Origin of the sequence: Micromonospora sp. NPDC127501, assembly GCF_040302185.1 — a bacterium.
Lineage (GTDB): Bacteria > Actinomycetota > Actinomycetes > Mycobacteriales > Micromonosporaceae > Micromonospora.
This window is the reverse complement of record NZ_JBEORJ010000002.1, coordinates 210,579-230,877: the sequence shown is the minus strand read 5'-3', so window position 1 is coordinate 230,877 and position 20,299 is coordinate 210,579. Positions and strand designations below refer to the sequence as shown.

Genomic DNA, 20,299 nt, shown 5'->3' with positions numbered 1-20,299 from the left:
GCGTGGACGGCATGCCGACAACCATCCTGGTGGTCGACGACAGTCGTACCAAGCGTTACCTGCTGGTCAGTTGGCTGACCCGGGCCGGGTTCACCGTGCTGGAAGCCGAGAACGGTGCCGAGGCGTTGGCTCGGGTCGAGGTGGACCGGATCGATCTGGTGGTCCTCGACGTCCGGCTGCCCGACCTGAGCGGCTACGAGGTCTGCGAACAGATCAAGGCGCGACACCCGGCGATGCCGGTGATCCACGTGTCGGCGCACGCCGTGGACGTGGCCGACCGCGCCCAGGGGCTGACCCGGGGCGCTGACGCGTACCTGACCGAGCCGATCGAGCCCGAGGAGCTGATCGCCACCACCCGGGCGGTGTTGCGCTACTACCAGGCCCGGCAGCGCGCCGAACTGCTCGCCGAGCGGCTGCTCGGGTTGGCCGACACGACCGTCGCGGTGCATGCGGCGCCGACCTTCGCGCGCCTGCTGGAGGCCGCTGCCGAAGGCGCCGCCGAGATCTTCAAGAGCCCGGCGGCGGTGATCGCGGAAACCTTCGACGGTGACTGCCTCGCCGGCATCTGCGCCGGTCCCGGCGCGGTGGCCGCCGTGGTGCCGTGGGTCGTCGACGACACCGGGGTGCCCACCGGTGCCACCGTGCGGGTGGAGACCCCGGCGAACTGGGCGCTCGTCGACTGGCCGACTGACGACACGGTGACCATCGCCGCCGCCCGGCTGCGCGAGGACCGGGCCCCGCTGTACGTGGTGGTCCCGACCGCCACCCAGACCGCGCGGACCCCGGTGCTCAAGCAGCTGGCTCAGGCGGTGGCGGCGGCCGTGGAGGGGCAGCGCTCCTTCGACGAGGAGCACCGGATCGCGGTCACCCTCCAACGCAGCCTGCTCCCGCGTGGGCTGCCCACCGTGGCCGGCCTGGACCTCGCGGTGCGCTACGAGCCGGCCAGCGCGCAGACCGAGGTGGGCGGCGACTTCTACGAGCTGGTGATGCTCGACGGGCACCTGCTGCTCGCGATCGGGGACGTCGCCGGCCACTCGCTGCACGCGGCGACCGTGATGGCCGAGCTGCGGCACGCGGTGCGGGCGTACGCGGTCGAGGGCCACCAGCCCGGCGAGATCCTGCACCGGGTCAACGAGCTGATGCGGACCCTGCTGCCGAACGAGGTGGCGACGCTCTGTGTGCTGCTGCTGCACCCGCCGACCGGACACGTCCGGTTGGCCAGTGCCGGGCACCTTCCGCCGCTGATGATCATGGACGGCAAGGTCGAGTTCGTGCAGCACTCCGCGCCGCTGCTCGGCGTCCGCGCCCCGCGCCCGGCCGACCTGGAGTTCGTGATCCCGGCCGGGGCCACGCTGGTCTTCTACACCGACGGGCTGATCGAGCGACGGGACGCCACCATCGACGAGGGGCTGGCCGCGCTGGCCGGGGTCGCCGCGACGGTCGACGGTGACCTGGACCAGTTCTGCGCCCGACTGCTGGTGGAGTTGGCCCCACCGGAGATCCAGGACGACGTCGCGGTGGTCGTCCTGCGGCGTCGCTGATCGATCTGTCAGCTCTCCTCAGCTCACCGAGCGGGCGTACGCGGCGGGGGACACACCGGCCACGGCGGTGAAGTCACGGACCAGGTGGGCCTGGTCGCTGTAGCCGAGGTCGGCGGCGAGGTCAGCCCAGCTCAGCGGGCCACCGGCGGCCTGTTCGACCGCCTCCTGGAGCCGGTAGCGGCGGATCACCCACTTCGGCCCGACCCCCACGTACTCCAGAAACAGCCGCTGCAACCGGCGGACCGGAACGCCGTGCCGCGCGGCGAAGTCGTCGACGCGCAGCACCGTCCGGTCGGTACGGATCGCCTCGGCCAGTCGGACGGCCTCCTCGGCCATCGGGTCCGGCTCCGGCTGCCAGGCGGTGAGGAGGGTGTCCAGCGCCCGGCAGCGCTCGTCGTCGCCGGCCGCTGATGTGGGTGCTCCCGGGAACGTGCCCGCGCCCACCGGGACGTCCGGATGCGTCAGCCGGCCGGCGGGCAGCGGCACCCTACGGCCGGTCAGCTCACTGACCGCGCGCCGCCAGAACGGGTGGAAGCCGCCGGGGCGGAACTGCACCCCGGAGACCCGGCCGCTGCCGATGAGCGTGATCCGGAACAGGTCGCGGCCCACCCCGGCCACCTCGCCGGACTCGGGTCCGTCGTCGTCCCGCCGGAACACCACGTTGACCGCCGGGTGTGGCACGACCCGCTGCTCGAACGGGTCGCTCAACACCCAGTCGATCAACCAGTAGTGCTCGACCCACTGGCGCAGCGACTCCGCCGGCAGGTGTCGACGGAAGCGCACCTCGCGCAGCAGGCGCCCGGGGTCGAGAATTCCCCGGCTGTCGCCACGCGGTCGCTGTCGCATTTGTTCAAGACCACCCTCATACGCTGGCCCTATGTCCACTCAGACTAGCGAGCTGCTGGCGGCCGCCGCGCCGCGAACCGTCGATGTCGTACGGGGTATCTCCGACGACCAACTGGACCTGCCCACGCCGTGCCAGGACTACCTGGTCCGTGATCTGCTCAACCACCTCTTCCAGGTGGTGGTCAACTTTCAGGACCTGGCCGAGAAACGGCAGGTGGAGTGGGCCGAGAAGCCCGACCACCTGGGCGACGGCTGGCGGGACCGCTTCGAGGCGGAGACCGGCCGGTTGGTCGCCGCCTGGTCGGATCCGTCCACCCTGGAGGGCGTCTCGCCGGGCATGGGTATGCCGCAGCCGGTCATCGGCGGCATGGCCCTGCTGGACCTGACGGTGCACGGCTGGGATCTCGCGGTCGCCACCGGCCAGCCGTACCACCCGGCCCCGGAGGCGGTGGCCGAGCTGCACGCGCTGGTGGAGCAGTTGGGCCCCACCGCCCGCAAGATGGGCGTCTTCGCCGACCCCCCACCCACCGCCGCCCCGACCCCCGCCCTGACCCCCGACCTGGCCCACCTCCTGACCCAGACCGGCCGCACCCCCACCTGGCCCCAAACCCCCTGACCTCCCCTCCCCACCCCACCCCCGGACAGCAGACACAAGATCGCGGAGATGGGAAGCCTGCCCTCGTCGATCATGGAATTGTGGTGCCTGTTTTGGCTTGCCACGAGCGGTTTGTCACCCACCACAACTCGATGATCGACGGGGCGGGGGGCCGGGCCGGGCCGGGCCGGGGCGGGCCGGGCCGGGGCGGGGCGGGGTGGGGTGGGGCGGGGGTTGGGGTTGTTGACTTGGGTATTCGCTGGGTGAATAGTGGGCGGGGTGTCCACGCCGCATGTTCTGCTCGGGTTGCTCGCTGGGGGCAGCCGGCACGGGTATGAGCTGAAGCGTGCGCACGACGAGCGGCTGCCGCGGGCTCGGCCGCTGGCCTTCGGGCAGGTCTATGCCACTCTCGGCCGCCTCGAACGTGACGGGCTGGTGGCCGCCGCCGGGCAGGACCGGGTGGGCGGGCCGGATCGCACCGCGTACGCGCTGACCGACCAGGGGCGGGTCACGCTGGACCAGTGGCTGTCCACGGTGGAAGCACCCATGCCGTACGTGGCCAGCACGCTCTTCACCAAGGTCGTGGTGGCGCTGCTGGTCGCCGATGTCGACCGGGCCCGGTCGTACCTGATCGCCCAGCGGGCCGCGCACACCGCACGGCTGCGTGAGCTGACCGCGGTCAAGGGCGACCCGGCCGCCACCCTCAGCGACGTGGTCGCGGCCGATTTCGCGATCGCCCACCTCGACGCGGATCTGCGGTGGCTGCACGCCACCCTGGGCCGGGTCGCCGACTGGCACCGGGAGGTGCATCCGTGACGCAACTCCAGGCTCGCGGCGTGGTTCGGGCGTACGGCCCGACGCCCGCGCTGCGCGGCGTGACGCTCGAGGTGGCCGAGGGCGAGATCGTCGCCGTCACCGGGCCGAGTGGCTGCGGCAAGTCGACCCTGCTGCACTGCCTGGCCGGGATCCTCCGGCCGGACGCCGGCGAGGTCACCTGGCGCGGGCACCGCATCGACACCTGGTCGGAGGCGGCCCGGTCCCGGCTGCGGCGTACCGAGTTCGGGGTGCTGTTCCAGTTCGGTCAGTTGGTGGCCGAGTTGACCGCCGCCGAGAACGTCGCCCTGCCCCTGCTCCTCGCCGGCACGGGGCGGCGAGAGGCACGGACGGCGGCGCTCACCTGGCTGGAACGGTTCGGGGTGGCCGAGGTGGCCGACGTGCGGCCGGGTGAGATGTCCGGGGGTCAGCAGCAGCGCTGCGCCACGGCGCGGGCGCTGGTGACCGAGCCTCGGGTGCTCTTCGCCGACGAGCCGACCGGCGCACTGGACACGCTCGCCGGCGAGCAGGTCCTCACCCAGTTGGTCCGGCTCGCCCGCGAGCAGCGCACCGCCGTCGTGCTGATCACCCACGAGCCACGGATCGCCGCGTACGCCGATCGGGAGATCGTGCTGCGTGACGGCCTGGTGGACCACACCGGCCTGGGGCTCGACGTTCCGCTGGCCGGCGGCGCCCGGTGAGACCGACGACGCTGCTCCGCCTCGCGCTCGCCGGCACCCGCACCGACACCGCCCGGGTGGTGCTCACCGCGCTCAGCGCCCTGCTGGCGACCCTGGCCGGGCTCGCGGCGCTCACCGTGTTGGCCATCCCCACCCCCGCGGCGACGGATGAGAACCAGAACAGGTGGTCGGAGCATTATCACAACGCACTGTTGGCGCAGCCCGGGTTACGCGGCGGCACGGCGCTCGCGCTGCTGATGCTGATGATCCCGGTGCTGGCGCTGGCCGGTCAGTGCGCCCGGCTCGGCGCACCGGCACGGGACCGCCGGTTGGCCGCGCTCCGGCTGGCCGGCGCCACTCCCGGGCAGGTCACCCGGCTGGTGGTGCTGGAGACCGGCGTGGCCGCTCTGCTCGGCACGCTCGTCGGGCTGGCTGTCTATCTGGTCGGCCGCAATCTGCTGCACCGCCCGGACGCGCAAGGCCAACTGGCCCTGCCCACCGACGTGCTGCCGTCGACCGGCGCGCTGGCCGGCGTGGTCCTCGGTCTGCCGGTCGTGGCGGCGCTGGCCACCGCCCTGATGCTGCGAACGGTCACCACCAGCCCGCTCGGGATGACCCGCAAGGCCGCCCGCGAGCGTGGTCCGGGTCCGTGGGCGGGGCTCCTGATCGGGTTCGGTGTGGCCTCGTTCGCGGTGATCCGCCCGGTGGTCTATCGATTCGCCGACGACGACGAGTTGATGGCCTGGCTGGTGCCGGTGTTGTTCGCGGTGGGCGCGCTCGCGGCGATGATCGGCGTGGTGATCGGCACCGGCTGGCTGTCGTACCACTGCGGGCGGTTGTTGCGTCGGCACGCCCGCGGTCCGGCTGCCCTGCTCGCGGCGGGCCGGCTGATGGCCGACCCGTGGGCGGGCAGCCGCACCTTCGCGGCGCTGCTCGCCGCCCTGATCTTCGGCGGGGGCGCAGCCGCCCAGCGGGCCTACTTCGGGACCAAGGACCAGCTTGAGCGGGAGCAGAGCCGGTTCGCCGGGTTGGATGGCGGCACCAACCCCTTTTATCTGTCCACGATGGATTACGTCGACGGCGCGATCGCCGTGGCCATCCTGATCGCGACGGGCGGGCTGATCGTCGCGCTGGTCGAGGGGATCGTCGCCCGTCGACGCGCCTACGCCGCGTTGGTCGCCACCGGGGTGCCCCGCGCCACGCTGAGCCGCTCGGTGGCCTGGCAGGCGTTGGCGCCGGCCGTACCGGCGATCCTGCTCGCGCTCACAGTGGGCACGCTGCTCGGCCGAGGGCTTGCCGAGGAGGAGGTGTCCGCGGGCGGCGGGTCGGCGACGATCTGCGAGGCCACGGCAGCGCTCTGTGAAGATCCTGCCACCAGCGCACAGTACAACCGGATCGTGCACATTCCCGAGGTGCAGGGGGCCGTTCCCGTACCTCTGGAGCACCTGGCGTGGCTCGGCGCCGGCGCCCTGGCGGCGGTGCTGGTGACGATCGGTGTCGGCCTGCTCTTCTTGCGCGTCAGCACCGCCCTGGACGAGTTGCGCACGACCTGAGTCGATGTAACACCGCTGGTGGCGGTGCCGCTGTGTGCAACGGAGGCCCGGCCCATCGGGTCTCCGACGCCGGTTGTCGGCGTGGTGACGGTGGGAGTTTGCCAGATGCACAGTCAACCGGGCTCTGTCCCGCCGGTGTTCGTCGACGGCACCGGGCGTCGCCGTCGGCTGACCGTCATCGCGGGCACCGCCATGGGCGTTGGCCTGCTCACCAGCCTGGTTCTGATCGCCGCGGGGCTCTTCCTGGACACGTCGGTGCCGCTGCCCGGCTGGTCGGAGGACTCCCGGGGGACGCGCCCGGTGGAGGCCGGCGTGGACGGGGTCAAGCCGCCCCGGGTGGCCAAGTCGCCCTCGCCGTCGCCGGCGGCCCGTACGTCGGCGCCGCTGCCGCGCGCCACCCCGACCAGCGATCGATCCCCGACCACGGCCGCCACGGCCACCGGGACGCCATCCGCCACCGACCAACCGGGCCGTGGCGACGAGCACCGCAGGACCGCCAAGCCGAGCAGGCCGCCCGGTAAGCCGCAGTGACGATGGCGAGACACGTGGCCCGGCGAGACCCTCGGGCGCACTGGCTGCTGCTCCTGCTCGGGCTGCTCCTGCTGCTCTCGGCGCTCACCGTCAACGGCCTGCTCAGCGGTCTCGCGGGCGGCTCGGGAAACGCCACCGCACAGCCCGCGTCGGACGTGCCGGCCGCCGTCAGTTCGGGTGGCCCGGTGCTACGGCTGGATCGTGCCGAACCGGTCAGCCGGGCGTTGCCGGACCGCACCATCGCGCTGACCTTCGACGACGGGCCGGACCCGCGCTGGACGCCACAGGTCCTCGACGTGCTGCGTCGGCACGGCGCGCACGCCACCTTCTTCGTGGTGGGCGCCCGGGTCAACGAGCACCCCGAACTGGTCCGGCGGATCCTCGCCGAGGGGCACGAGATCGGGTCGCACACGTTCACCCACGCCGACCTCGCCGAGGTGTCGCCGTGGCGGCGTGACCTCGAACTGTCGCTGACCCGCAAGGCGGTCGCGTCGGCCACCGGTCGGGAAGTGACCCTGCTCCGGCCGCCGTTCTCCTCGGTGCCGACGGCGCTGACCGGGTCCGAGTACGCCGCGTTGCGCGCCGCAGCCGGTGCCGGCCACGTCGCGGTGCTCACCGACCTGGACACCAAGGACTGGCAGCGCCCCGGCACCGACCAGATCGTGCGGGCTGCCACCCCGAAGCGGGGACAGGGAGCGGTGGTGCTGATGCACGACGGCGGCGGTGACCGGGAGCAGACCCTCGCCGCGCTGGACCGCCTGCTGCCCGCGCTCGGCGATCAGGGCTACCGGTTCACCACCGTCTCCGCCGGCATCGACGCCGCACCGTCGATGGTCCCGGCGGGGACTGGTACCCGGCTGAGCGGCACCGCACTGCGCTGGACCCAGACCGGTGCCCGCTGGTCCGCCGAGGTGATGAACTTCCTGCTCGCCACAGCACTCGTGCTCGGGGTGGCGCGTCTGGCCGTGCAGGTGTTCTGCGCCCAGCGGCACGTGCGCCGCGTCCGCCGGCCCCACCGGGACCGTCCCGAGGTGCGGGTACCGGTGTCGGTGATCGTGCCCGCGTACAACGAGGCGGCGAACATCGCCGCCACGGTTCGTTCCCTGCTGGCCAGCGCGTACCCGGCGTTGGAGGTGATCGTGGTGGACGACGGGTCGGACGACGGCACCGCCGACATCGTCGAGCGGATGCGACTGCGCGGGGTACGAGTGATCCGGCAGGCCAACGCCGGCAAGCCAGCGGCGCTGAACACGGGCATCAGGGCGGCGCGGGCGAACCTTCTGGTGCTGGTCGACGGCGACACCGTCTTTCAGCCGGACACCGTGCACCGCCTGGTGCAGGGCTTCGCCGACCCGTCGGTGGGCGCGATCAGTGGCAACACCAAGGTCGCCAACCGGCGTCGGCTGCTCGGTCGGTGGCAGCACCTGGAGTACGTGATCGGCTTCAACCTCGACCGACGGATGTACGACGTGCTGGAGTGCATGCCGACCATCCCCGGCGCGATCGGCGCGTTCCGCCGCGAGGTGCTGCTGCGGGTGGGAGGGGTGCCGTCGGACACGCTGGCCGAGGACACGGACCTCACCATGAAGGTGCTCCGGGCCGGCTGGCGGGTCGTCTACGAGGAGTCGGCCATCGCCTGGACCGAGGCCCCGTCGTCGTTGCGCCAGCTCTGGCGGCAGCGCTACCGCTGGTGCTACGGCACCATTCAGGCGATGTGGAAGCACCGGCACGCGCTGCGCGAGTCGGGTGCCGGAGGCAAACTGGGCCGACGCGGCCTGCCGTACCTCACGGTGTTCCAGATCGTGTTGCCGCTCACCGCTCCGGCGGTCGACGTGTTCGCCGTGTACGGCCTGCTCTTCCTGCCCTGGTCGACCCTCGCCCTGGCCTGGGCGGGACTGCTGCTGCTCCAGGCGGCCACCGCCGCGTACGCGCTGCGACTGGACCGGGAGCGGTACGGCCCACTGTGGACACTGCCGTTCCAGCAGTTGGTCTACCGGCAGCTTATGTACCTGGTGGTGGTGCAGTCGGTGGTCACCGCGTTGATCGGCAACCGGCTGCGCTGGCAGCGGATGGTGCGGACCGGCGAGGCGGCGGTGTTGGTCGGGACCGGCCGCGGCTGACGCCACCTCGACGCGGCGTCAGCCGTCCGCCGGTCAGGTCGGGGTGTGGAAGAGGCCGGCCGACCAGGAGATCAGCAGGCCGACGGCGGCCGAGCAGCAGCAGACGAGCAGGGCGGCGGCCACGACCGCGAGGATCATCCAGGCGGACGCGCGCCGGGCCGCACCCGGCGGCGCGCCGGCCTCCGCCCCGTCCTCGTCCTCGTTGGTCATGGCCGCCCTCCCGATCGCCGTCAGGCGTGGCCGATGCGGTCCAGGATCCAGGCGTTGATGAACGCCTCCTCGCGCCAGGAGTCGTAGCGACCGCTCGGGCCGCCGTGCCCGGCACCCATCTCGGTCTTGAGCAGGTAGTCGCCGCCCGGGGCCACCGCCCGCAGCCGGGCGATCCACTTCGCCGGCTCCGAGTAGAGCACCCGCGTGTCGTTGAGGCTGGTCACCGCGAGGATCGCGGGATAGTCCACGGCGGCCACGTTCTCGTACGGCGTGTAGGACTTCATGTACGCGTACACCTCGGGGTCCTCAAGTGGGTTGCCCCACTCCTCCCACTCGGTGACGGTCAGTGGCAGCGACGGGTCGAGGATCGACGTGAGCGCGTCCACGAACGGCACCTGCGCCACGATCCCGGTGAACGCGTCAGGTGCCAGGTTGGCCACCGCGCCCATCAGCAGGCCACCGGCCGAGGCTCCCCGGGCGACCAACCGGTCGCTGGCCGTCCAGCCGGCCTTCACGAGGTGCCGGGCGCACGCCACGAAGTCGGTGAAGGTGTTCTTCTTGGCCAGCAGCTTGCCCTGGTCGTACCACCGTCGGCCCAGCTCACCGCCGCCCCGGATGTGCGCCACCGCGAAGACCACGCCCCGGTCCAGCAGGGACAGCCGGGCCACCGAGAACCACGGGTCCATGCTGGCCTCATACGAGCCGTAGCCGTACAGCTCACAGGGTGCCGAGCCGTCCCGGGGGGTGCCGACGCGGCAGACCAGTGAGATCGGCACCCGGGTGCCGTCGTCGGCGAGCGCCCAGTCGCGGTGCTGCTCGTACTCGGCCGGGTCGTACGGTCGCCCGTCCGGCCCGGGCAGCACCGGCTTCTGCTTGAGCAGGACCATCTGCCGGGTGACCAGGTCGTAGTCGTACACCGAGTCGGGGGTGATCAGCGAGGAGTAGCGCAGCCGGACCTGGCCGGTGCGGTACTCCGGGTTGGCGTCCAACCCGACGCTGTACAGCGGCTCGGGGAAGTCGATGTCGTACCCGTCGTCACTGCCCACCGGCAGCACCCGCAGCCCGGTGAGCCCGTCGGTGCGCAGCGACACCACCAGGTGGTTGGCGAAGGCGTCGACCGCCTCCAGCCGGGTGCCGGGGGTGTGCTCGATCAGCGGCACCCAGTCGCCCGGTACGTCCGCCGAGGTGAACGCCAGCGCGAAGTCCTCCGCGCCGTCGTTGTGCAGGATCAGGAAGCGGTGGCCGTGGTGCTCCACCGTGTATTCGACGCCCTGTCGGCGGGGGGCGATCACGGCCGGCGCGCCGGTCGGGTTGCCGGCGGGGATCACCAGCACCTCGCTGGTCACCTTGCTGTGCACGTCGATGAGGATGAACTTCTCCGACCGGGTCAGCTCCACCCCCACCCAGAACCGCTCGTCGTCCTCCTGGTGGACCACCACGTCGTCGGCGGCGGCGGAGCCGATGGTGTGCCGCCAGACCCGGTTCGGCCGCCAGGCGTCGTCGACAGTCACGTAGAACAGCACCGAGGCGTCCGTCGACCAGGCGGTGCCATAGAACGTGTCCGGCACCTCGTCCGGCAGCAGTTCGCCGGTGGTCAGGTCCTTCACCCGCAGGGTGAAGCGCTCGTCACCGGAGAAATCGGTGGAGTAGGCCAGCCAGCGACCGTCCGGGCTGACGTCGAACGCACCGAGCGAGAAGAAGTCGTGCCCCTCGGCCAGCAGGTTGCCGTCGAGCAGCACCTCCTCGCCGTCGAGCGGGGCTCCGTCCGCACTGACCGGCGGGTCGGTCTCACCGTCGCGGACCGCCCGGCGACACTGCACTCCGTACTGCTGTCCCTCGACCGTCCGGGTGTAGTACCAGTGCCCGCCCTTGCGGGTCGGCACGGACAGGTCGGTTTCCTGGGTGCGCCGGCGAGTCTCCTCGAACAGGTCGGCGCGCAGGTCGGCCAAGTGTGCCGTGCGCGCGTCCGTGTACTCGTTCTCGGCGGTCAGGTAGGCGATCGTCTCCGGGTCGTCCTTGGCGGCAAGCCAGGCGTACTCGTCGACGACGGTGTCGCCGTGGTGGGTGCGCTCGCTGGGCACCCGCTTCGCCGCGGGCGGGGCAGTCTCGGTGGTCACGGCGGCCACGTTACCGGCCGGCAGGCGCAGCGCGCCGGACCAGCGGCATCCCGATACCCGCCACCACGGCTTTCGAACACATGTACGATGGCCGGCATGGCGGCAGCAGCGAGTTCCCTCGGCCGGTCCGGAGCCCTCGAGATAACCCGGCGGTTGGCGGCGATCTGCGGTCCACCCTTCTCCCGGCTGGCCGGGCCGGCCGACGAGGTGGCAGGCCGGCCGGCGCGTTGGGTGGCCGTTCCGGGCGGTCCGCACGCCGCCGCCGAGGTGCTGCGGCTGGCCGCCGTGCACGACCTGACGGTGGTGCCCCGAGGTGCGGGCACGAAGATCGACTGGGGGGCCGCCCCCGTTCAGGTCGACATCCTGCTCGACACCGGCCGGCTGGCCGGCATCGGTCACGAGCCGGTCGACTCGCTGGTGACCGACGTGGGGGCCGGCACTCCACTGCGGGCGGTGCAGGCCACCCTGGAGCGCACCGGGCAGCGGCTCGCCATGGACGCCCCCTCGCCCGGCGCGACGGTGGGCGGCGTGCTGGCCGCCGGCGAGGCCGGCCCGCTGCGCCACCGCCACGGCAGCCCCTGCGACCAACTGCTCGGTGTGCGTTACCTGGCCGCCGACGGCGAGCTGATCAGCGTCGGCGGTGGCGCGCCCGGGCTCGACCTGGCCCGCCTGCTCTGCGGCTCCCAGGGCGCGCTCGGCGTGCTGGTGTCGGCGAGCCTGCGGGTGCAGCCGGTGCCGGCGAGCAGGCTCTGGGTGTCCCGCCCGGTGTGGACCCCGTTGGAGGTGCACGACCTGGTCCGGACGATCCTCGCCGCCCGGCTGGAGCCGTCGGCCATCGAGCTGGACCTGCCCGGAGGCACCCCCCGTCCCCGTACGCCGTACCCGTCCGGTCATCCGGCGGCCACCGCCCGGGAGCGCCATCCGTCGATGTCCGGCCGGGCCGGTGCCCCGTCCCGGGCCGGCAGCCTGGTGGTGCTGCTGGAGGGCGGCCCCGCCGACGTCACCGAGCGTGCCGAGCGGCTGGTCGGCCTGCTGCACGGGGAGGCGACGATCGCCCACTCCGCGCCGACGTGGTGGCGCCGCTACCCGTTCGCGCCCGGCGACACGGCGCTGCGCCTGGAGGTGCCGATCGGCGACCTGCACGCTGCCGTCTACGCGCTACGCGACGCGGCCGGAGCGCCGGTGCCGGTGCGTGGCTCCGCCGGGCTGGGCGTGGTGCACGCGGCGCTGCCAGGGGCACTGGCAGCCGATCGGGTGGCGTCCATTCTGGCCGCCGTCCGAGGGGTGCTGCTGGCCCGGCAGGGCCGCTGCGTGGTGGTCTCCGCTCCGGCGGCGGTCCGCCAGGCGGTCGACCTCTGGGGCGAGCTGGCCGGCCTGGCCCAGTTGCGGGCCGCGAAACGGCACCTGGATCCGGAGCACCGGCTCGCGCCCGGGCGGCTCCCCGGCGGCCTGTGAGGCCTGGCCCGCCATGTGAGCCGTCGGCGCGCCCGGGTGAGCCCCGCCGGCCGGTGCGGCCCGCCGAGATCAGTCCAGCCACCACCGGTGCATGTCCAGCAGCGGCGGGGTGAAGCGGGCCACCAGCACCAGCAGGCCTCCGACCGCGCCGGCCAGCAGCAGTGACCGGGTCGTCCGGGGCAGAGCCTCGCGCTCCCGGGCGGCCAGCGCCACCGCGACGATCGCCAACGGCGGGGCGAGCACCGCACCCGTCAGGTAGAGCACCGCGACCACGGCGTAGAGCCAGAGGAACGGGTTCAGTCCAGCCATCCCGAACGGGACCATGTCCTTCGGGTCGTACGCGCCGGACAGCATCTCGGCCGGCCCGACGCCGGCGCTCGTCATCCGACCGACGTAGAGCAGCAGCACGGTGAGGAAGGCGCCGATGGTCGCGAACTGCGCGACGATCAGGGCCCGGACCGCCCGCCAAGGGTACGACGTGACCTGCGCGACGCTCGTCATGGCCGTCAATCTACCGAGCGGCCCCGACGGCCGGGGGCCGCGTTGCGGTCAGGTCGCGTCGTTGCGGAGCACCAGGACGGCGATGTCGTCTCGGGGTGGCTCGACCGAGAAGTTGATCGCCGCGGCGCGCAGCCGGGCGGCCACCACGTCGGCCGAATATCCGGCCAGGGGTGCGGCGGCGTCCCGCAGTCGGTCGGTGCCGAACAGCTCCCGGCCACGCCGCCGCTCGGTGACGCCATCGGTGTAGAAGATCAGCGAATCGCCCGGGGCGAGCGTGATCTTCGCCGTCGGCGAGGTGATCGTGTCGAGCAGGCCGAGCGCGGTACCGCCGGTGCCGACGAACTCGGCGCCGCCCGCCGCGGCCAGCAGCACCGGCCGGTCGTGCCCGGCGAGGTGCAGCGAAACGTCCAACTGGTCACCCTCGCCCTGCCCGACCGCTGCCAGCGCCAGCGTGCAGTAGCGACCGCCACCGCGCTCGACAAGTGTCTCGTTGAGCCGCGCCAGCGCCTCCGGTAACGGTTTGCCGTCGCCGACCAGCACCCGGATGACGTCCCGGACCAGCCCGGTCACCGCGGCGGCCTGGACACCCTTGCCCGAGACGTCTCCGATCACCACCAGCCAGCGCCCGTCGGGCAGCGGCACCACGTCGTAGAAGTCGCCGCCCACCTCGGCGTCGTCGCCGGTCGGGACGTACTCGGCGGCGAAACCGATCCCGTCCACCAGCGGCAGCACCGGCGGCAGCAGAGACTGCTGGAGCGTCTGCGCCACGCGACGGCGTTCGGCGTGGATGCGGGCGTTCTCGATGGCCAGCGCGGCCCGTCGGGCCACGTCCTCCAACACGGCCACCTCGTCCGGGTCGTGCCGGTGCCGCTGGTGCCGCCCCACCGCCAGGGTCCCGAGTCGCTGCCCGCGGGCGATCAGCGGGACGGCGAAACCCTCCATCGGCCCGCCCAGGGGGATCTGCGCCGCGCTGCGGGACGCCTCGCGGAGGCGGGCCTGGATCGAGTCCGGCCCGGTCTCCGCCAGCACCTTGTGCAACTGCGGAAGCATCGACTCGTCGGCGTGGCTGGCCGCCGCCAGTCGGAGCCGACCCCACTCGTCGGTGGTGTGCACCGCGCACCACTGACCGAGTCGCGGCACCACCAACTGCGGCACCAGCGCCATGGTCAGGTCGACGTCGAGCGACTGGGCCAGCAGTTCGCTCGCCTCGGCCAGGAACGTCAGCCACACCTGCCGGCGGACGTCGGCCCGACGCAGCCGGTCGTTCTCCAGGTGCAGCGACAGCCGCTCGGCGGTGAGCACCGCCAACGGTTGGGCGTACGCCGAGGGCGCGGCGTCCAACTCCAGCTCCCCGGCGTACGGGCGGTGCACCGTCAGTGGCACCCGGAGCAGGTCGCTGCCGGGGCGGGGCGGTCGACCGAAGCGGGCCAGCACCTGACTGCCCTGCCCGTCGCCCCGGTCCAGGCGGATCGTGCCGCCGGCCGCGCCCACCATCTCGGCGACCCGGCTGAGCAGGCTGGTGGCGAAGTCGGGCAACGGGTTGTCCCCGTACAGGTCGGGGGCGGTCTGCATGAGTTCGCTCATCGCGCTGGCGCTCGGCGCGGACCCGTCGGTGCTCGTCCGAGGGCCGGCGTTGGCCGGTGTCGATTCGCCGATGGTCCCGCTGGACGGCTGGTCGGCGCCGGGGCGGTCCAGCCGGAACCAGACGCCCTTCCCGGTGGGCAGGTACGTGGTGCCCCAGCGGCTGGCGAAGTGGTCGACCAGCAACAGGCCCCGGCCCCGCACGGAGACCTCGTTGATCTCGGTGGAGTCGTTGCGGTCGCCGACGGTCAGCTCGTCACCGGAACCGGGGGCGAAGTCGGAGACGGTGACGGTCAGCCCGATCTCGTCCGCGACGACCTCGATGTCCAGTTCGGTGCGGGCGTGCTCGACGGCGTTGGTGGTCAGCTCGGTGGTGAGCAGCAGCGCCTCGTTGGCCAGCTCGTCCAGGTGTGACTCGGTCAACACCGAGCGGACCACGGCGCGAGCGGCGGCCGGCGTACGGCGGTCGGCGGGCAGCCGCACACGCCGGACGGCCCCGTCCCGGGCCCCGGCCGTCGCGGGCCCCGCCTCGGCTGACACCCCCGTATCCTCCACCGTCCCCCTGCCGGGTGCCAAGCCGATCACCGATCGCGGGCTGTCGCGTCGGTCAGCGGCACCGGCGGCAGCGAGCGGGTTGGCGCGCCGAAACGACCGGTCCGGGAGCTGGGCGAGGTTTGCGGCGCGCCGTGTCGGCCCGATGCCGATTGGGCGGGTCGACGGGCGATCGATGCCACCTGGCGGGTCGCGCACCCTGGCACCACGGCGCGCGCGGGCACAATATGGGGTGCCGGTGTGCCCGCACGGACCGGCGACCCCCGAGTTGAGCGAGGAATGATGACCACGTCGAAGCAGTCGGTGGCGGATCCGTCCGCGCCCGACCACGAGGCGCTCCTCGGTGAGTTGGCCGAGGCACTGCGACGGATCGGGCGCGGCGACCTGAAGGTCCGGCTTCCCCGCCGGGCCGGCGCGGCCGGTGAGGTGGCGGACGCCTTCAACGAGGTGGTCTCGCTCCAGGAGCGGCAGTACCTGGACCTGCGGCGGATCAGCCGGATCGTCGGTCGCGACGGCCGGCTCACCGAGCGGCTCGACGACGAGGGGCTGGACGGCTCCTGGGCGGAGGGGCAGCGGGCGATCAACTCACTGATCGACGACCTCGGTCGACCGACCACCGAGATCGCCCGGGTGATCGTGGCGGTCGCCGACGGTGACCTGTCCCAGCACATGGCGTTGGAGATCGACGGCCGGCCGCTGCGCGGTGAGTACCTGCGCATCGGGCGCACCGTGAACACGATGGTGGACCAGCTGTCGTCGTTCTCCAACGAGGTGACCCGGGTGGCCCGTGAGGTGGGCACCGAGGGCAAGTTGGGTGGCCAGGCCGACGTGCGGGGCGTCGCCGGCACCTGGAAGGACCTCACCGACTCGGTGAACACCATGGCGTCGAACCTGACCGGCCAGGTGCGGTCGATCTCGCAGGTGGCGACGGCGGTGGCCAAGGGCGACCTGTCGCAGAAGATCACGGTCGGCGCGCGTGGTGAGGTGGCCGAGCTGGCCGCCACGATGAACTACCTCACCGACACGCTGCGGCTCTTCGCCGAGCAGGTGACCCGGGTGGCCCGCGAGGTGGGCACCGAGGGCAAGTTGGGCGGCCAGGCCGAGGTGCCGAACGTGGCCGGCACCTGGAAGGACCTGACCGACAGCGTCAACTCGATGGCGTCGAACCTGACCGCCCAGGTCCGTAACATCGCGCAGGTCTCCACGGCGGTGGCGCGCGGCGACCTGTCGCAGAAGATCACGGTGGCGGCGCAGGGCGAGATCCTGGAGCTGAAGGACACCGTCAACACGATGGTGGACCAGCTGTCGTCGTTCGCCGACGAGGTGACCCGGGTCGCGCGTGAGGTGGGCATCGAGGGCAAGTTGGGCGGTCAGGCCCAGGTGCGCGGCGTCTCCGGCACCTGGCGGGACCTCACCGAGAACGTCAACCAGTTGGCCGGCAACCTGACCAGCCAGGTCCGCAACATCTCCCAGGTCTCCACCGCCGTGGCGAAGGGCGACCTGTCGCAGAAGATCACGGTGGACGCCCAGGGCGAGATCCTGGAGCTGAAGAACACCGTCAACACGATGGTCGACCAGTTGTCGTCGTTCGCCGACGAGGTGACCCGGGTGGCCCGTGAGGTGGGCACCGAGGGCAACCTGGGCGGTCAGGCGCAGGTGAAGGGCGTCTCCGGCACCTGGCGGGACCTGACCGACAACGTGAACTCGATGGCGTCGAACCTGACCAGCCAGGTCCGCAACATCGCCTCGGTCACCACGGCGGTGGCGAAGGGTGACCTGTCGCAGAAGATCACGGTGGACGCGCGGGGCGAGATCCTGGAGCTGAAGTCGACTGTCAACACGATGGTCGACCAGTTGTCGTCGTTCGCGGACGAGGTGACCCGGGTCGCGCGTGAGGTGGGCACCGAGGGCAAGTTGGGCGGCCAGGCGCAGGTGCGTGGGGTCGCCGGCACCTGGCGGGACCTGACCGACAACGTGAACTCGATGGCGTCGAACCTGACCGCCCAGGTCCGCAACATCGCCCAGGTCTCCACGGCAGTGGCCAAGGGCGACCTGTCGCAGAAGATCACGGTGGACGCGCGGGGCGAGATCCTGGAGCTGAAGTCGACCGTCAACACGATGGTCGACCAGTTGTCGTCGTTCGCGGACGAGGTGACCCGGGTGGCCCGCGAGGTGGGCACCGAGGGCAAGCTCGGCGGTCAGGCGCAGGTGAAGGGCGTCTCCGGCACCTGGCGCGACCTGACCGACAACGTGAACTCGATGGCGTCGAACCTGACCAGCCAGGTCCGCAACATCGCCTCGGTGACGACCGCCGTGGCGAAGGGTGACCTGTCGCAGAAGATCACCGTGGACGCCCAGGGCGAGATCCTGGAGCTGAAGTCGACCGTCAACACGATGGTCGACCAGTTGTCGTCGTTCGCCGACGAGGTGACCCGGGTGGCCCGCGAGGTCGGTATCGAGGGCAAGCTCGGCGGTCAGGCGCAGGTGAAGGGCGTCTCCGGCACCTGGCGCGACCTCACCGAGAACGTCAACCAGCTCGCCTCGACGCTGACCACGCAGTTGCGGGCCATCGCCCAGGTGTCCACCTCGGTGACCCGGGGCGACCTGACCCAGCGGATCGCGGTCAAGGCGCAGGGCGAGGTCGCCGAGCTGAAGGACAACATCAACCAGATGATCGTCACCCTCCGGGAGACGACCAAGAAGAACGCCGAGCAGGGCTGGCTGGACTCCAACCTCGCCCGGATCGGCGGCCTGTTGCAGGGCCAGCGCGACCTCGGCGAGGTCTGCCGCATGATCATGACGGAGGTGACCCCGCTGGTCGACGCCCAGCTCGGCGCCTTCTTCCTGGCCGACGACGCCGACGGCAGCATGCGGCTGCGGCTGACCTCCTCGTACGGGTACGTGGCGCGGGGGCACGACGTCACCTTCGGGCCGGGTGAGGGGCTGGTCGGGCAGACCGCGCTCTCCCGTCGCACGATCCGGGTGAGCGCCTCCCCGAACAGCCGACTCACCCTGCGCTCCGGTCTGGCCGAGACGCCCCCGTCCGACCTGGTGGTGCTCCCCGTCCTGTTCGAGGGCGAGCTGCTCGGGGTGATCGAGTTCGCCAGCGTGTCGGCCTTCTCCGAGCTGCACCTGTCGTTCCTGGAGCGGCTGGTGCTCACCATCGGCATCGCTGTCAACACCATCCAGGCCAACCGGCGTACGGAGGAGCTGCTGGCCCAGTCGCAGCGGCTGGCGCACGAGATGCAGGAGCAGTCGGCGGAGTTGCAGCGCACCAACGCGGAGCTGGAGGAGAAGGCCACTCTGCTGTCCGAGCAGAAGGGCAACATCGAGACGAAGAACCGGGAGATCGAGCTGGCCCGGCTGGGGCTGGAGGAGAAAGCGCAGCAGCTGACCCGGGCGTCGGCGTACAAGTCGGAGTTCCTGGCCAACATGAGCCACGAGCTGCGGACCCCGCTGAACTCGTTGCTGCTGCTGGCTCGTCTGCTGGCCGAGAACTCGGAGCAGAACCTCAGCCCGAAGCAGATCGAGTTCGCCCGGACCATCCACGGGTCCGGCTCCGACCTGCTGCGTCTGATCGACGACATCCTCGACCTGTCCAAGATCGAGGCGGGTCGGATGGACGTCGAGCCGACCGAGATCCGTTTCACCGAGCTGCGCGGCTACGTCGAGCAGGCGTTCGCGCCGCAGGCCGAGGAGAAGAACCTGGACTTCCAGGTACGGGTGAGCAAGGATCTGCCGCCGGCGTTGGTGACCGACGCGCAGCGGTTGCAGCAGATCCTGCGCAACCTGCTCTCCAATGCGGTGAAGTTCACCGACAACGGTGCGGTGACGCTGCGGATCGCCCCGGCCGCGGAGAACGCGGTCTTCGACGTGCCGGCGCTGACGAACGCCCAGCAGGTGATCGCGTTCACCGTGATCGACACCGGGATCGGCATCTCCGACGACAAGCTGTCGATCATCTTCGAGGCGTTCCAGCAGGCCGACGGCACGACCAGTCGCCGGTACGGCGGCACCGGCCTGGGCCTGTCGATCAGCCGCGATCTGGCCCGACTGATCGGTGGCACCATCACCGTCTCGTCCGCGCCCGGTCAGGGCTCGACCTTCACCCTGTTCGTGCCGCAGGTGCTGGCCCCGGACGCAGTGGTCGCGCCGCAGACTCCGTCGCCGCAGCGCGCCGGGCTGCCGTCGTCGCTGCTGATGCCGCCGCTGGAACTGCTGCCGGAACGGCCGGAGGCGCCGGTCACCCGTCAACTGGACGGCGCCACGGTGCTGATCGTGGACGACGACGTCCGCAACGTCTTCGCCTTGACCAGTGCGTTGGAGCTGCACGGGATGACCGTGCTGTACTCGGACAACGGGGCGGACGGTGTCCGTCTGCTGGCAGAGCATCCGGAGGTGGACATCGTGCTGATGGACGCCATGATGCCGGACCAGGACGGTTACGAGACCACCCGCCAGATTCGCCGCAACCACCGGTTCGCCGACCTTCCGGTGGTCTTCCTGACCGCGAAGGCGATGCCGGGTGACCGTGAGTCGGCGCTCGCGGCCGGGGGCAGCGACTACATCACCAAGCCGGTCGACCTGGACGACCTGATCGAACTGATGTCGTCCTGGATCAACGGCAGCCGGACCGAGGAGACTTCGTGACCCAGATGGCCAAAGCGCTGCTCGTGGACGACCGGCGGCAGAATCTGACGGCCCTGGAGGCGATCCTTCAGGGCCTCCCGGTCCAGTCCGTGGCGGTGGAGAGCGGCGAGGCGGCGCTCAAGCAACTGCTGGTGGACGACTTCGCGGTGATCCTGTTGGACGCGCAGATGCCGGACATGGACGGCTTCGAGACGGCGAGCCACATCAAGCGCCGCGAACGGACCCGGCACGTGCCGATCATCTTCCTCACCGCCGCCGACCGGGACGCCCAGCTCGCCCTTCGGGGTTACCAGGTGGGCGCGGTGGACTACCTCACCAAGCCGTTCGACCCGTGGGTGCTCCGGGCCAAGGTGTCGGTTTTCGTCGAGCTGTGGGTGAAGACCCGGCAGCTCGCCACCCAGTCGGATCTGGTCCGGGAGCGCGACACGCAGTGGCGGCGGCTCACCGACGCGGTCGACGAGGCGACCGCCCAGCTCCGCTCGGACGACCCGGAGGTCCGCGACCGGGCGGTACGGCTGCTCGAACAGGCGCGTTGGGGCAACACCGCCTGACGC

General features: G+C 71.9%; 15 protein-coding genes. 10 read left to right on the top strand and 5 right to left on the bottom strand.

The genetic code is table 11. The features are described 5' to 3' along the window. The first annotated feature begins 11 nt into the window (after positions 1–11). A complete protein-coding gene (locus tag ABTW72_RS05025) occupies positions 12–1,541 on the top strand; it encodes a SpoIIE family protein phosphatase (RefSeq protein ID WP_350854464.1) in 1,530 nt (509 codons plus the stop codon). 18 nt (positions 1,542–1,559) lie between these two features. Here the strand turns inward: ABTW72_RS05025 and ABTW72_RS05020 are convergent, their stop codons facing one another. Continuing rightward, positions 1,560–2,387 (bottom strand): DUF6597 domain-containing transcriptional factor, encoded by an 828-nt coding sequence (locus ABTW72_RS05020; RefSeq protein WP_350854461.1) that lies wholly within the window; start codon positions 2,385–2,387, stop codon positions 1,560–1,562. 31 nt (positions 2,388–2,418) lie between these two features. Here ABTW72_RS05020 and ABTW72_RS05015 point away from each other — a divergent pair, with 31 nt between their 5' ends. The 6 genes from ABTW72_RS05015 to ABTW72_RS04990 all read left to right on the top strand — a co-directional run bounded on the left by ABTW72_RS05015 (position 2,419) and on the right by ABTW72_RS04990 (position 8,679). After that, on the top strand, positions 2,419–3,003 hold the full coding sequence (locus tag ABTW72_RS05015; RefSeq protein ID WP_350854458.1) for a TIGR03086 family metal-binding protein: 585 nt from the start codon (positions 2,419–2,421) through the stop codon (positions 3,001–3,003). 258 nt (positions 3,004–3,261) lie between these two features. Beyond that, complete coding sequence (locus ABTW72_RS05010; RefSeq protein ID WP_350854455.1) at positions 3,262–3,798, top strand: PadR family transcriptional regulator; 537 nt, start codon at positions 3,262–3,264, stop codon at positions 3,796–3,798. Beyond that, complete coding sequence (locus ABTW72_RS05005) at positions 3,795–4,496, top strand: ABC transporter ATP-binding protein (protein WP_350854452.1); 702 nt, start codon at positions 3,795–3,797, stop codon at positions 4,494–4,496. The genes ABTW72_RS05010 and ABTW72_RS05005 overlap by 4 nt, the downstream gene beginning before the upstream one ends. After that, positions 4,493–6,028: an ABC transporter permease gene (locus tag ABTW72_RS05000; protein ID WP_350854449.1), complete on the top strand. Its 1,536-nt coding sequence runs from the start codon at positions 4,493–4,495 to the stop codon at positions 6,026–6,028. Before ABTW72_RS05005 ends, ABTW72_RS05000 begins: the two co-directional genes overlap by 4 nt. A gap of 105 nt (positions 6,029–6,133) precedes the next feature. Further along, positions 6,134–6,559, top strand: coding sequence for a hypothetical protein (locus tag ABTW72_RS04995; RefSeq protein ID WP_350854446.1), 426 nt, complete (start codon positions 6,134–6,136; stop codon positions 6,557–6,559). 2 nt (positions 6,560–6,561) lie between these two features. Continuing rightward, positions 6,562–8,679: a bifunctional polysaccharide deacetylase/glycosyltransferase family 2 protein gene (locus ABTW72_RS04990; protein WP_350854443.1), complete on the top strand. Its 2,118-nt coding sequence runs from the start codon at positions 6,562–6,564 to the stop codon at positions 8,677–8,679. Between the two features lie 33 nt (positions 8,680–8,712). Here ABTW72_RS04990 and ABTW72_RS04985 read toward each other — a convergent pair whose 3' ends face one another. Together ABTW72_RS04985 and ABTW72_RS04980 are read right to left on the bottom strand one after the other, a co-directional pair. Continuing rightward, on the bottom strand, positions 8,713–8,889 hold the full coding sequence (locus tag ABTW72_RS04985) for a hypothetical protein (RefSeq protein WP_350854440.1): 177 nt from the start codon (positions 8,887–8,889) through the stop codon (positions 8,713–8,715). A gap of 20 nt (positions 8,890–8,909) precedes the next feature. Then, positions 8,910–11,006 carry a S9 family peptidase gene (locus tag ABTW72_RS04980; RefSeq protein ID WP_350854437.1) on the bottom strand — a complete coding sequence of 699 codons (2,097 nt, stop codon included), beginning with the start codon at positions 11,004–11,006 and terminating at the stop codon, positions 8,910–8,912. 96 nt (positions 11,007–11,102) lie between these two features. On the opposite strand from ABTW72_RS04980, the gene ABTW72_RS04975 reads away from it, so the two are divergent. Next, positions 11,103–12,461, top strand: a complete 1,359-nt coding sequence (locus tag ABTW72_RS04975; RefSeq protein ID WP_350854434.1) for an FAD-binding oxidoreductase — start codon at positions 11,103–11,105, stop codon at positions 12,459–12,461. 69 nt (positions 12,462–12,530) lie between these two features. On the opposite strand, the gene ABTW72_RS04970 is transcribed toward ABTW72_RS04975, so the two are convergent. Together ABTW72_RS04970 and ABTW72_RS04965 are read right to left on the bottom strand one after the other, a co-directional pair. Next, on the bottom strand, positions 12,531–12,962 hold the full coding sequence (locus ABTW72_RS04970; protein WP_350854431.1) for a hypothetical protein: 432 nt from the start codon (positions 12,960–12,962) through the stop codon (positions 12,531–12,533). 48 nt (positions 12,963–13,010) lie between these two features. Beyond that, positions 13,011–15,083 carry a SpoIIE family protein phosphatase gene (locus tag ABTW72_RS04965; RefSeq protein WP_350854428.1) on the bottom strand — a complete coding sequence of 691 codons (2,073 nt, stop codon included), beginning with the start codon at positions 15,081–15,083 and terminating at the stop codon, positions 13,011–13,013. A 291-nt stretch (positions 15,084–15,374) separates the two neighbouring features. Here ABTW72_RS04965 and ABTW72_RS04960 point away from each other — a divergent pair, with 291 nt between their 5' ends. Then, positions 15,375–19,745, top strand: a complete 4,371-nt coding sequence (locus ABTW72_RS04960) for a HAMP domain-containing protein (RefSeq protein ID WP_502892157.1) — start codon at positions 15,375–15,377, stop codon at positions 19,743–19,745. Further along, positions 19,742–20,296: a response regulator gene (locus ABTW72_RS04955; RefSeq protein ID WP_091395745.1), complete on the top strand. Its 555-nt coding sequence runs from the start codon at positions 19,742–19,744 to the stop codon at positions 20,294–20,296. The genes ABTW72_RS04960 and ABTW72_RS04955 overlap by 4 nt, the downstream gene beginning before the upstream one ends. Positions 20,297–20,299: the final 3 nt, after the last annotated feature.